The organism is Gemmatimonadaceae bacterium, assembly GCA_019752115.1.
Taxonomy (GTDB): domain Bacteria; phylum Gemmatimonadota; class Gemmatimonadetes; order Gemmatimonadales; family Gemmatimonadaceae; genus Gemmatimonas.
Map to the genome: position 1 here is coordinate 1 of JAIEMN010000049.1, position 11,871 is coordinate 11,871.

10 protein-coding genes are annotated in these 11,871 nt (G+C 69.4%); 2 read left to right on the top strand and 8 right to left on the bottom strand.

Annotated elements, in window-relative coordinates; all coding sequences use genetic code 11:
• Positions 1 to 87 precede the first annotated feature (87 nt).
• The 8 genes from K2R93_18960 to K2R93_18995 all read right to left on the bottom strand — a co-directional run bounded on the left by K2R93_18960 (position 88) and on the right by K2R93_18995 (position 9,298).
• Entirely contained in the window at positions 88 to 1,443 is a 1,356-nt protein-coding gene (locus tag K2R93_18960) for a hypothetical protein (GenBank protein ID MBY0491929.1), read from the bottom strand.
• A gap of 2 nt (positions 1,444 to 1,445) precedes the next feature.
• Entirely contained in the window at positions 1,446 to 2,618 is a 1,173-nt protein-coding gene (locus K2R93_18965; protein ID MBY0491930.1) for an alpha/beta hydrolase, read from the bottom strand.
• An 8-nt stretch (positions 2,619 to 2,626) separates the two neighbouring features.
• Complete coding sequence (gene cysK, locus K2R93_18970; protein ID MBY0491931.1) at positions 2,627 to 3,538, bottom strand: cysteine synthase A; 912 nt, start codon at positions 3,536 to 3,538, stop codon at positions 2,627 to 2,629.
• A gap of 16 nt (positions 3,539 to 3,554) precedes the next feature.
• Positions 3,555 to 4,415, bottom strand: coding sequence for a serine O-acetyltransferase (locus K2R93_18975; GenBank protein MBY0491932.1), 861 nt, complete (start codon positions 4,413 to 4,415; stop codon positions 3,555 to 3,557).
• A complete protein-coding gene (locus K2R93_18980; GenBank protein MBY0491933.1) occupies positions 4,412 to 5,023 on the bottom strand; it encodes a class I SAM-dependent methyltransferase in 612 nt (203 codons plus the stop codon). Before K2R93_18980 ends, K2R93_18975 begins: the two co-directional genes overlap by 4 nt.
• Entirely contained in the window at positions 5,023 to 7,155 is a 2,133-nt protein-coding gene (locus tag K2R93_18985; GenBank protein MBY0491934.1) for a hypothetical protein, read from the bottom strand. Before K2R93_18985 ends, K2R93_18980 begins: the two co-directional genes overlap by 1 nt.
• A 62-nt stretch (positions 7,156 to 7,217) precedes the next feature.
• The gene (locus K2R93_18990) at positions 7,218 to 7,727 is read right to left on the bottom strand and encodes a hypothetical protein (GenBank protein MBY0491935.1); all 510 of its coding nucleotides are present in this window, start codon (positions 7,725 to 7,727) and stop codon (positions 7,218 to 7,220) included.
• Positions 7,728 to 7,729: 2 nt separating this feature from the next.
• Positions 7,730 to 9,298 (bottom strand): PDZ domain-containing protein, encoded by a 1,569-nt coding sequence (locus K2R93_18995; GenBank protein ID MBY0491936.1) that lies wholly within the window; start codon positions 9,296 to 9,298, stop codon positions 7,730 to 7,732.
• 155 nt (positions 9,299 to 9,453) lie between these two features.
• Here K2R93_18995 and nhaA point away from each other — a divergent pair, with 155 nt between their 5' ends.
• Positions 9,454 to 10,617: a Na+/H+ antiporter NhaA gene (gene nhaA, locus K2R93_19000; protein MBY0491937.1), complete on the top strand. Its 1,164-nt coding sequence runs from the start codon at positions 9,454 to 9,456 to the stop codon at positions 10,615 to 10,617.
• 164 nt (positions 10,618 to 10,781) lie between these two features.
• A complete protein-coding gene (locus tag K2R93_19005) occupies positions 10,782 to 11,783 on the top strand; it encodes a hypothetical protein (protein MBY0491938.1) in 1,002 nt (333 codons plus the stop codon).
• Positions 11,784 to 11,871 lie beyond the last annotated feature (88 nt).

An 11,871-nucleotide genomic window follows, 5' to 3' on the forward strand; every position in this document is an offset into this window, starting at 1 on the left:
GGCGAGCACCTCAGATGTGCTACGCCGCGACCAGCCGGGGGAAGGCCTTTCTCATTTCAACTTGGATGTGATCAGTTTGAGAACACGTCAGAGCCCGCCCCAGCGAGCCACCGCCCCGCCGCCGGTAAGCGGGTCCCGATCGAGCCGCACTTCCACGAACGTCGTGGTGAACGGGTGAAAGAAGCTGAGCGCTCCGCCCGGCAGCACATTGGAGAGATCGAGCGTCCCGTACCACGTCCCGGCCTTGCCGGGGGCTTCGGCGCCATCGGCGCCGGTGAGGGCGCCGCGGTAGAGCACGCGCCCGGTGCCGGTGCTGGCATAGAGCTGCGCGGTCAGCTGTCGTGGCTTCCCCTTGAGCAGCGCCGGATCCTTGAGCGTGTCGAGCCGCACATGGAACGTGCGCAGGCTCGGGTCGGCACCATACACATGCACGTCCTGTGTGAACGGCGTGAGGCGCGTGCCGTCGCGGAGTGCCAGTTGCAGGTTCCAGTCGGGAATCGCATCCCCGCGCTCGTCCACCGCGCGCACCACGAACTGCTGCCAGGGCGTGAGCGCCTCGCGCGCCGCGCGTACGGCCTGGTCCGTCTGCGCGCTCCACTGCACGTAGGCGGCGTTCGAGCGCACGTCCAGGGCAGCGACCACGCGCTCCACCAGCCACGCGGGGGGCGCCGAGAGAATGGTCCCGTGGTCCACACCGGCGACCGGATGCAATGGCACGTCGTCGTGCGTCCAGTCACACGACTGCACCCGCGCGTCGGCAGCGCAGTCGTCGGTGAGGTCGAGGACCAGCTTGCGACTGTTCAGCGCGCAGCCCGCCCAGCGGACGGTGCCATCGGTGCCCGGCGTATTGGCGAACGCGCCACTCACACCGCCGAACCCCTTGGTCCCGCAGAAGACGAACACATACGGCGTGGCGCGCGTGCCGTCGTAGAACGTCTCGCTCCCAAAGAGATCGTCGTGCGCCAGGTCCCAGGTGAAACGGCTCCCGAGCTCGAGCGCATCGAGCACCTGATCGCCCGCTTCGAGAAAGTCGGGACCGAGCTGCTTGCGCCCCTTCACGAGCGCGCCGAGAAAGCTGCGCCCCTTGTGGGCCAGCGGCGACCCAAAGGTGGCCGGCGCCAGCGCCACGACATGCTTGAGACGCGCCCGCCGCGCGGCCTGCGAGCCCGGCCGCGTCATCCACGCACGTAAGACCAGCATCCCGGTGCTGTGCACGATCACATCGAACGGGGCGTCCGCCTCGAGCCCCGCCCGCTGCCGCAGCAACTTGTCGAAGGCTTCGGCGATATCGCGCACCGATACTTCGTTGGTGAGCGATTCGTAGCTCACCACGCACAGCTGTTCGTCGCGCCACCCGGCGGCGCGCAGCGCCGCACACCACGCGCGAAAGGCGCGGTCGTCGGCGCTGTAGCCGTGCAGAAAGACCAGCGGGCGCTGGGCCATGGCTACTTCACGTCGGCCCGGCGGTGTTGCAACAGCCACGGCACCGCACGCTGCACGGCACCGCGCACCATGAGGGTGTGCCCTTCATTGGGCCGTTCTTCGTAGAGGCTTCCCGGCGTACCGGCCGCTGCCGCCTGCACCGTACGTGCGGGAATGATCGGATCGAGCGACGCGCCGATGAACAGCATCGGCGGGGCTCCCGCCACCGTCACCGCGGCACCACCGGCCAGGCACGCCACGGCGGCAAGCTCGCGCGGGCGCTGTTGCGCCAGACGCGCCGCGGCCCCGGCGCCCATGGAGTGACCCATCACGTACACGCGCGACGCATCGATGCGATAGTCCGCACGCAACGCCGTCATCAGCGAATCGAACTGCTCCGGGCTCTTCATGAAGGCGGTGGTGGCCGGCGACACAAACAGCAGTCCCGCCTCGAACGCCAGCCGCGCCGCAATGCCGCGCCCGTACGACATCGGGAACATGTTCTCATCGCCGCCCGCCCCGTGCAGCGCGATCAGCACCCCCACTGGCTTCGTCGCGGCGGCCGGCGGCGCCATGATACGCATCGGGACCACGTCGCCACCCACGCCACGATATGCCGTCCAACGATCACCCGTGGCCTTGGCGTACGGATTCTGTCCCTTCGCCAGCATCGCGATCTCGCGCGTCACTGCCGCCGCCAGATCAGCCGGCTTGGAGAGAAACTCGGCGCTCCGCTCCGGGGAGATCGTGTCCACCAGCAGTCGCAGACGCGCGTTCGCCGCGACCACCGCACGCGCCAGTGGGCCAGTACTGTCCACCGCGGCGAGCTGCTGCTGCAGTCGCGCGCGCACCACGCTCGCGCGCTCGCCGTTGATGAGGGTGGAGGGCACCGGCCGGATGATGAGCCCCGATGGGCCCAGCGCCGCCATCGCCGAATCCATGATCGCCGCCGTCACGGCGAACCGCCCACCAAAGAAGCTCAGCGTGGAGCGGTCGAAGGTCTTGTTCACGTACACCCGCACACTGTCGCTGATGCGCCCGAGCGAATCGGCCTCGGCGTAGCGCACATCCATGAACAGATAGCGGGCCGCCAGATCCGCTCGGGTGATCGTCGGCGACGCGGGCGGTGCCGCCTGTGCCGACAGCACGGCGCCCGACGTCAACGCATGTGCCAGCGCGGCACCGAGCAGATGCATCCCCCGCGTCACGTAAACAGCCCCTCGATCGACAGGTAGCGCTCACCGGTGTCATAGCAGAACGTCAGCACGCGCGCCCCCGCCGGCAGCTTCTCCAGCGTCTGATGCACGGCCGCCAGCGAGCCGCCGCTCGACACCCCAATGAAAATCCCCTCCTCGCGAGCCGACCGCTGCGCAAAGAGGAACGCATCTTCCTCGGTGACCTGGACGGTGCCGTCGAGGATCTCGGTGTGCACGTTGGCCGGAATGAAGCCGGCGCCAATCCCCTGTATCTTGTGTGGGCTTGGCTCGCCGCCACTCAGCACCGGGCTCTTCGCCGGCTCCACCGCGAGCACCTTGAGCTGCGGAAAGCGCGCCTTGAGCGTTTCGCCAACGCCGGTGATGTGCCCACCGGTGCCGACCCCGGTGATGAGATAGTCGATCCCATCGGGGAAGTCGGCGATGATCTCCTCAGCGGTGAACTCCGCATGCACGCGAATGTTCGCCGCGTTCTCGAACTGATTGGGCATCCAGCTGTTGGGGGTGCTCGCCAGCAGTTCGTGCGCCCGCGCTATCGCCCCCTTCATGCCTTTCTCCCGCGGCGTGAGATCGAAGGTCGCGCCGTAGGCCGCCATCAGCCGGCGGCGCTCGATGCTCATCGACTCCGGCATCACCAGCACCAGCTTGTACCCCTTCACCGCGGCCACCATCGCGAGCCCGATGCCGGTGTTGCCCGACGTCGGCTCGATGATCACGCTGTCCGGGTTCAACAGGCCACGCCGCTCGGCGTCTTCGATCATCGCCAGCGCGATGCGGTCCTTGATGCTGCCCCCCGGATTGGCCCGCTCGAGCTTCATCCACACATCGTGGTTCGGAAAGAGCCGCCCCAACCGCACATGCGGTGTCCGCCCAATGGTCTCCAGAATGGAATTCGCCCGCATCACCCCTCCCTGATGTTCAGATGTGCCACTCAATCCCGTCATCTTCCTGGCGCTTCTCCACCGTGCTCTGGAACTGCACCACCGAGCGCGGCGGCACCGACGTCGTCAGCCACACGTTGCCCCCAATGACCGACCCGTCGCCCACCACCGTGTTCCCGCCCAGGATCGTGGCGTTCGCATAGATCACGACATCGTCGCCAATGGTCGGATGCCGCTTGCGGTTCGCCAGTTTCTTGCTCACCGCCAGCGCCCCCAACGTGACCCCCTGATAGATCCGCACGCGATCGCCGATCGTACTGGTCTCACCGATCACCACGCCGGTGCCATGATCGATCGCAAATCCGGCACCGATCTCGGCGCCGGGATGAATGTCGATCCCCGTCTCACGATGCGCCCACTCCGACAGCACGCGCGGAAAGAGCGGGACCTGCAGCTTGTACAACTCGTGCGATACCCGATGGATGGCCGTCGCCAGAAAGCCGGGGTACGCGATGATCACCTCGTCGAGGCTCCCCGCGGCGGGATCCCCACTCGTGATCGCCTGCGCATCCAGCAGCAGCGCGTCGCGTACGGCGGGCAGTGTCCCGAGGAAGGTGGCCACGACGTCGTTCGCCGTGCCCTCCGGCACGAGCGGCGTGATCACCGCGCGCAGGACCGCCTCGAGATGCGCCGCCTCCGCTTCCACGCCCGCCGCGCCAAGCCGCGAGGGATGCGCAAACTGCGCGAAGAGCACCGCCAGCGAGGCCCGCGCGACCTCATCCGCCATGGCGCGTACCGGGCGGGGGGCCGCGCAATCACTCCGCTCGGCCTTCAGGGCATCGATCAGCGCGCGCCACGTCGCGCGCGCGGCGGCCGCGTCGTCATGCGAAGAGTTCATAGGCGCTCCAATGCCGACACGCGATGCGCATCGCGCTCCGCCACATAGCACTGCAAGCCGATCGGCACGAGCCCGGCACGCTGCATCACGCCGCGATACCAGGCCGTGGATCGCGGCGCTGGCCAATCGGTGTCGCCTTCAAAGGCATCCTCGTTGGTGAAGAGCTCCAGGTACGCCACCCCACCCGTCCGTCGGGCGACCTGCGCCACCCCACGCTCCAGCACCCGCGGCGTGAGATAGTTCAGCATGCCGCAGCAGATCACGAGATCGTACGCCTCGGCCAGTGGCAGCGCATCGAGCGATTCCACACCGCCCTGCAGCAACCCGCGCGTGGCGCCAAAGCGCGCCACGGCGTAGGCGCTCGGATCCACGCCCGTGTACTGCAGCCGCGGCCGATGCTTGCGCAGCGCCGCCCGCCACTGCCCTTCGCCACATCCCACGTCGAGCACCGTGCGCACCGGCCGCCCCAGCACCCACTCGGCCGTCGCCAGCACGAACGCGCACTGTCGCGCAAGCTCCGCCGGTGACTTCACGCGATGCGTGGGATGACGATACCACTTGTCGAAGTACGCCTGATCGTACGCGCTTACCGGTCGCGCCGAGGCCATTACAGCATCCCCCAGAATCCGCGGTCAATGTCGATCGTGAAGCGCCACGTGCGATCGCGCAGCCCGCGTGCCACATCGGCACGGAGCAGGTCATAGAAGAAGAGGGTGCCGAGCCCCACGGACCCGTAGCCGCCGGCGACGCGCCCGCCGCCTCTTGTCGTCATCAGCAGCTGCGCGTACGGCGCGAGCACGACGCGCGGCGGGCTCTTCCCGTACTTCCCGAGCGGAAACGACGGCCCCCACACGGGCTTCCGGAACTCCACGCGCTGCGACACGAGCGCATCCGACGCAAACGACAGATAGTTGTACCCCGGCGCCGTCCACGGGCCACCGGCAAACGCCTTCCACTGCGGCGGCGTCTCGCGCCCGCCGCCGGCGGCGGCATACGTCTGCAGGAAGAGCGCGCGGTCACGCGCCAGCGGCTTGGTCACCTGCAGCAGCCCCTGCACACGCCCCACCAGCGGGCGTACATCGCGGCGCTGCGGGATGTAGCTTGCGGCGAGGAGCGTATCGAACACGATGTATCTGTCCACGGCCTGGCCGGTATACGCGCCGATGCTCGCCTGCAGCTGCCAGGTCCCACGCGTGGCCATTGGCTCCTGCGACACCCATCCGCCCGTTCCCTGCACTTCGGCGCGTGCGCCCTTGAGTGACCACGCCGGCAGCGTCGGCTCGAACACGCCACGCGCGGGCTTCGCCACGACCGCCACCGGACGATCCTCCTCGGCCGCCAGTCGCCACGTCAATCGACTGGTCGGCGATCGGCGCCACTGCACTCCAGCGGCGCGCGTGTCCACCGGATTGCTGTAGTCGCTCCCAAAGAGCGCGGCCGCAAACGAGTTCGTCACCCCGGCCCGCTCCGCGAACGAGAGCTCGCGATAGTCCCGCTCCGCGAACAGCTGCAGTGTGGGCACGCGGCCGAACGCGGGCACGCGCGCGATGGCGACCTGCCCCTTCACCTGCTGATCACTGAAGCCATAGCGCGCCCGCGCACTCAGCATGAGCCCGTGTCCGCTCTTGTGCGTGCCACCGAGCCCCAGCGCGAGCCCCTCCGCGCGCGTGAAGCGCCCGAAGTCGCTGATGCCACGCCCCGAGACAGACGCCGTCGCCGGTCGCGCCAGCATGGCGGCGCGCACCGCGGCCTCGGCCTGCACGCGCGCCTGCACCACATCTTCACTCGTGGCGACCTGGATCTCCGGCGGCAGCACATCCACCACGCGCCCCTCGAACTTGTGCGCCAGGAGCTCCTCGCGCGGCGCCGAGCTCCAGCGCGGCATCACCTTCGTGGCATCGGGGACGCGCTCGTTGACGGTGTACCCCGAGATCTCCCACTTGCCGCGCACGATGCCGCGCGCAGGGATGTCGAACCACGTGCTGCCACGCGACACCTCCACTTCCTGTCGGCGCGGCAACCAGTATCGCTCGCGCACGAGGCCATTCTCGAGCGTCACCACGAGCGTCTCGATGCGCTTGTCGATGATCGCGGCCCGCGTAAACGTCATGGACAGGCGCACCACCGCGCCCGTTGCGCGATCGAGATAGACGGAGCCCACCGCCGCCGCCATCGCCGCATTGCGCGGGCGGAACTTCACTTCATCCACCAGAATCGCGCGGCCGGGAATCGTGATCGTGAGCGGGCGCCCGATCGCGTACTCGTACAAGCTCATGGCGTTCGCAGCCAGCGGATGCGGCACATCGCGCACATCCTGCCCATCGCCAAGGCGAATGCGATCGGGGAGGTTATCGAGCACCACGCCGTAGCGATCGCGATAGTAGCCCACATCGGCCGGCAACAGGGTCGTGTCACGCCGCCCCACAAGGCGCTGCGCGCTCTGCCCCGGCTGCCACCACGCAATGGTCAACGCGAGCTCTTCGCTCTGCACCACCTTGGGCGGAATCCACGTCCCTTCGCCGAGCTGCCCGAGAAACGCGAGAAAGCCGTGGGCATCGGCGGTGTAGCTGAGCAGCGTGCTGTCAGCCAGTTGGAGCCGGCGGCGTCCGATGGCGCGCATCACGAGGCTATCGGCCGCCGGATTGCGCCACGTCGCGCTCGCCGGCTTCGCCACCGGCGGCGCGTCCTGGGCGTGCGCCGTCGCGTGCGCCAGCAGCGCCACCGTCATCGCGGCGGTCATCGTCGCGCGCATTAGCACGCCTGCGCCTGTCACCCGGCGCGAACCGCGCGCCATCGCACCAATCATGAACGAGAAGCCGAAGGAGGTCGCGCCGTCCGCGGCGCCGTGAACAGCAACCACCCGCGATACCGGGCCACGCGTCGGCCGGCGTCATGGGGAAGGACTACAAGATACGCCCACCCCTCGCGCCACGCGTCGGCTCGCGTCGGCGAGGCCCCCGGGACGCGCGGGGCTCGGAACGGCCGTCGCGCCACGACGCGTGCCGTCAACGGGGTGACCGTCCCGGTGGGGCCGGTCAGTCGCACCGTGGCGTTCACCGCAAACGCCGGCGACGGCTCCGCGCCGGTAAAGTGCACCGCCCACAGCGAATCCACGCGCATGCCCTCGGCGACGCTTTCGATGCGCGGTGGTGTTTGGGTCGTGGCCAGCGACGGCTGGGCGTTGGCCGTGTCCGGGCGCAGCCCCGCGCCACGATAGCGCGCAATGATCCACTGATCCAATGACTGCGACGCGGGCGACGGCGTCGGCGATTGCGCCAGAGCGCTCCCAACGAGCAGCGCGAGCAGCCCCATCCTCACCGCAGGGCCACGCCGCCTACCACCGCGCCGGGTGCCACGACATCGAGCCCCGCGCGCATCGTCGCGTCGTGGCGCACCCCGTAGCGCAGCAGCGCTTCGTTTTCGCGCTCCACTTCCAGCACCCGCACCGTGGCCATGCGCGTGGCGACGGTCATCCACTCGGCGCGCGCCACCGCGTCGCGGACGGTGGCCGGCGCGCGGGTCGTCAGCGCCATCCGCAACCGTGACTCCAGCAAGGCGAGCGGCGACACCGCCCAGCCGTCGCGCAGCGCTTGCATGGCCACCGAGTCCGCCGCACGCGCGACCGCAATGCTGGCCGTCGCCCCCCATCCCGCGGGGACGGTATACGGGTCCCGTCGCGTCGCATCATCGACCACGACATCGGGGAGCAACCCGCCACGCGCATCGGCGCCGGTACCCTGTCGGCGTTGCAGCGAGACCCCGCGCGGTGTGAGCCAACGCGCCGTGGTCAGCCGTAGCGAGAGATCGGTGGAGAGCGTGACGACCCGCTGCACCACCCCCTTCCCGTAGGTCGGCGCGCCGACGAGCAGCGCGCGGTCGTAGTCGTGCAGCGCCGCCGCCACGACTTCGGCCGCGCTCGCCGTATTGCCATCCACCAGGACCGTGAGCGGGAGATCCGCCCAACGCGACCGCTTGCCGCGATGTGGCTGCGGCGCGGCCCCTGCGCGCCCTGCCAGCGACGCCACCACCGCCCCGCGCGGCAGGAACAGGCCGGCGGCCCGCACCCCCTCCTCGAAGAGCCCGCCGGTATTGCCGCGCAGATCGAGCACCAGCGCCCGGGCGCCGCGATCGACCAGTCCGTCCACGGCATGCTCGAGCTCCTCACTCGACTTGGCCGACATCGTCGCCAGGCGCACGTACCCGACCGAGTCGGTCAGCATCCCCTGTTCACTCACCGCCGGCATATGCCATGAGACACGGCGCACCTCGACCGTGGCGGTGTCACCCTGCGGCGCACGCCAGAGCGTGAGACGCTCGGTGGCCGGCAGCGCAGTCGAACGCGGCGCCGCGCTGTCCGCCTTTGGCGCCGGATGGCCCCATCCCTCGGCGATCGGCACCCCATCCACCGCCAGAATGCGATCACCGGCCCGCACGCCCGCCGTCATCGCGGGCGAGCCCGGCGCGACCCGCGCCACACTCACCACCACGCTCGGCTCACGCCCGTGCGCCCCCGGTTCGCGCTGACGGCGGAGCGTGAGCCCGACGCCATAGCCTTCGCCCAGCAGCGAGCCGCGATAGCGCTCATAGCTGTCCGGACGCAGCAGCGCGGCATACGGGTCGTGCAGCTCGCGCAGCATCCCCGACACGGCGCGGCGGATCAGTTCGTCGCTCGGCAGCGAATCGAGCGCATTCACGCGCACGGAGTCGATCGCGGAGCTCAGCAATCGCGCATCGCTCCACTCGCCTTCGGTGGCCGCCCGACGCCGTTCGGTCGCGACGCCCGCACCAAAGGCCGCACCAGCCACCGCGACCACGCCGAGTGCCAGCCAGATGCGGCGGGCACGCGAACGCGCGGGAGGAACCGACGGCCGTGGCGGGGTCATGCGAACTCCGGAGCAACGCAGGGACGAACGGGGCCAGCTCGTCGCGTCGGCGTCGACGCGGCGGTATCACACTGCCCTCCCATACTACACGCACCAGCCCCGGGATCCGTCAACCACCGCGCGGAGATTGGTGCGCCATCGGTTACCTTGCCCGCATGACGGGACCGCTCGCCACGCCCGACGACGACGGGCTCATCTCCGCCCGTCCGCAACCACCGTCCCAAGCGGTGAGCGGACTGGTGCTGCTGCTCTGCGCGGTGGGCGCACTGCTGTGGGCCAACTCGCGCTGGCAGGAGAGCTACACCGCGGTCTGGCATCTGGCCGTCGGCCCGACCACGCTGCAGCACGTCATCAACGACGGGCTGATGGCGCTCTTCTTTCTGCTCGTCGGGCTCGAGATCAAGCATGAAGTGCTCGATGGCGCGCTCGCGAGCTGGCAACGCGCCGCGCTCCCCGTGGTTGGGGCGATTGGCGGCATGCTGATGCCGGCGGTGATCTACGCCCTGATCGCGCGCGGCACCGATGCCGCCCCTGGATGGGGCATCCCGATGGCCACCGACATCGCCTTCGCCCTCGGGATCGTGGCGCTGCTCGGTGATCGCGTGCCGCCCGGTCTTCGCGTGTTTCTCGCGGCACTCGCCATCGCCGATGATATCGGCGCCGTGCTGGTGATCGCGGTGTTTTACACCCCGCAGGTCGCGTGGACTGTTCTCGGGGTCACCGCGCTCCTGCTGCTCCTGCTCGTCACGCTCAATCGCCGTGGCGTGTCGGCGGTCTGGCCGTACGCGCTGCTCGGCGTGGCCCTCTGGTTCGCCGTCTTTCGCTCGGGTATTCACGCGAGCATCGCCGGCGTGCTGTTGGCGCTCACCATTCCGGCGCGCGGGGCGCACAGCGTGCAGCATCGGATCGAACGGGCGCTGCAGCATCCGGTCACCTTTGGCGTGGTCCCGCTCTTCGCGCTCGCCAACGCCGGCGTGACGCTCCCGGCGGACCTGCCCGCCTTCGTGCGCGAACCGGCGGTGCTGGCCGCCGCTCTGGGGCTCATCGTCGGCAAACCCCTCGGCATTGTCGGCGCCGCCTGGCTCGCGGTGCGCGCCCGCCTCGCCGCCCTCCCCGATGGGGCCGATTGGTATCGGGTGGTGGGCGTAGCGACACTGGGGGGCATCGGCTTCACGATGTCGCTCTTCATTGCCGGTCTCGCCTTCAACGACCACCGCCTCGACGCCGCCAAGGTCGGCGTCCTGAGTGGTTCGCTGCTCACCGGGGTGCTGGGCGCCGTGCTGCTGGCTCGCGCCAACCGCCGCGGTGTCCGCGCGTAGGCGTGTCCTCGTGTCCTTTCCCGAGGACAGTCTCAAACGACGGCGTTCGGGAGCGTTTGTCCGAACACGCACCCGCGTAAGGACTTAGCACCGCCGCGCCGACCGCGTGCCCGATGGTCCCGCTCCTGCCCGATAGCGAGTCGAACCGCTCTCTGGAGGGAGCCATGATCCTGTTTCGTTCGCGTCAGTCCACGGAGTCCATCGCCGTCGCCCGCCCCCAGCAGGACGCGTCGGCACGTCCGCTGCTCTGGTCGGCGCTCGCGGCCACCTCGCTGCTCGCGGGTGCCCTGTTCGCCACGCCGGCCAAGGCGCTCCCCGTCGATCGCACGCTCTTCACCTGGACGGGGCGTGTTGATCGCGAGGTGTATCTCGTCGTGCGCGGGCGCGACGTGCAAACGCGCGGCGAAGATGCCTATCTCCCGAATCGCACGCGGGTGAATGAGCCACTGCCCCGCACCGTGGGCGCCGTGCTCGTGCAGCTCAACAATGGACGCGGCGAGGTGGACGTCATCGAACAACCCAATCCGCGCAACGGCTATCAGGCCACGATTCGGATTCGCGACCCGCGCGGTGGCGCCGACAACTATCGCGTGACGGCGTACTGGCAGGGCGACGATCGCTACGACCCCCGCGACGACCGGCGCGATAGTGACTGCCGCCCCGGCAACAACGGCCGCGGCTGGGGCTGGGGGCGTAACCGCAACACCTCCAATTGCGCCGATCGTGATCGCGACCGGGATCGCGACAACCGCAATGGCGGCTGGGACGATCGGGACCGTCGCGACCGCGACCGCGACCGTGACGACCGCAACGGTGGCTACGGCAACGGTGGCTACGGCAACGGTGGCTACGGCGGTGGCGGCTACGGTGACGCCGGCATGCTGACCTGGAGCGGCCGTGTGGACGATGTGGTCGAGATCCGCATCAGTGGCCGTCGCGTGGACACCATCACGCGCAGTGGCGTCTCCGCGCAGAACGTGAACTTCAACATCCGGGGCGGTGGCCTGCCGCAGCGGAACGTCACGCTCGAGATCGATCAGCGCAGCGGGCGGGGCGCAGTGTACGTCGCGCAGCAGCCGAGTTCGTGGAACGGCTACACGGCCGTCATCCGAGTCAACGACAACCGTGGCGGGGCCGACTTCTACGACTTCGCGGTGCGCTGGTAGGGTTTTGAGTTTGGGGTGAACTGATCACATCCAAGTTGAAATGAGAAAGGCCTTCCCCCGGCTGGTCGCGGCGTAGCACATCTGAGGT

Excerpts from the sequence above, each read along its gene's own strand:
- K2R93_18990 (MBY0491935.1), bottom strand. The coding sequence starts at position 7,727 with ATGGGGCTGCTCGCGCTGCTCGTTGGGAGCGCTCTGGCGCAATCGCCG.
- K2R93_18960 (MBY0491929.1), bottom strand. The coding sequence starts at position 1,443 with ATGGCCCAGCGCCCGCTGGTCTTTCTGCACGGCTACAGCGCCGACGAC.
- K2R93_18985 (MBY0491934.1), bottom strand. The coding sequence starts at position 7,155 with ATGACCGCCGCGATGACGGTGGCGCTGCTGGCGCACGCGACGGCGCAC.
- K2R93_18975 (MBY0491932.1), bottom strand. The coding sequence starts at position 4,415 with ATGAACTCTTCGCATGACGACGCGGCCGCCGCGCGCGCGACGTGGCGC.
- K2R93_19005 (MBY0491938.1), top strand. The coding sequence starts at position 10,782 with ATGATCCTGTTTCGTTCGCGTCAGTCCACGGAGTCCATCGCCGTCGCC.
- nhaA (MBY0491937.1), top strand. The coding sequence starts at position 9,454 with ATGACGGGACCGCTCGCCACGCCCGACGACGACGGGCTCATCTCCGCC.
- K2R93_18980 (MBY0491933.1), bottom strand. The coding sequence starts at position 5,023 with ATGGCCTCGGCGCGACCGGTAAGCGCGTACGATCAGGCGTACTTCGAC.
- cysK (MBY0491931.1), bottom strand. The coding sequence starts at position 3,538 with ATGCGGGCGAATTCCATTCTGGAGACCATTGGGCGGACACCGCATGTG.
- K2R93_18965 (MBY0491930.1), bottom strand. The coding sequence starts at position 2,618 with ATGCATCTGCTCGGTGCCGCGCTGGCACATGCGTTGACGTCGGGCGCC.
- K2R93_18995 (MBY0491936.1), bottom strand. The coding sequence starts at position 9,298 with ATGACCCCGCCACGGCCGTCGGTTCCTCCCGCGCGTTCGCGTGCCCGC.